The 419-nt window shown below is 62.3% G+C and carries 1 protein-coding gene; it reads right to left on the bottom strand.

Annotated elements, in window-relative coordinates; translation table 11 throughout:
* Nucleotides 1-419, bottom strand: a 419-nt coding sequence (locus tag ASU23_RS12240; RefSeq protein ID WP_172827052.1) for a (Fe-S)-binding protein, incomplete at both ends; no start/stop codon positions are given.

Genomic DNA, 419 nt, shown 5'->3' with positions numbered 1-419 from the left:
GCGAGCTGCTGGAACAAGAACTCGTTGCCGGCACGACGTGCGGAGTCGCCGGTGCAGGTTTCGTCGGCGCCGAGGACCATGAACTTCACTCCCGCGGTGGCGAGGAGTTCGGCGACAGCCTTGGTGGTCTTCTTGGCACGGTCTTCGTAGGCGCCGGCGCAGCCGACCCAGAAGAGGTACTCGTAGTCCTCGAAGCTGTCGGCGTCCTTGCCGAAGACGGGGATCTCGAAGTCCATCTCGTTGATCCAGTTGAGGCGATCCTTGGAGTTCTGGCCCCAGGGGTTGCCCTTGTTCTCGAGGTTCTTGAACAGGCCGGCGAGCTCGGAGGGGAACTCCGATTCGATCAGGACCTGGTAGCGACGCATGTCGATGATGTGGTCGACGTGTTCGATGTCGACGGGGCACTGTTCGACGCAGGC

Origin of the sequence: Rhodococcus sp. KB6 (genome assembly GCF_001445685.1) — a bacterium.
Lineage (GTDB): Bacteria > Actinomycetota > Actinomycetes > Mycobacteriales > Mycobacteriaceae > Rhodococcus_F > Rhodococcus_F qingshengii.
This window is presented reverse-complemented; position numbering and strand designations above follow the sequence as displayed.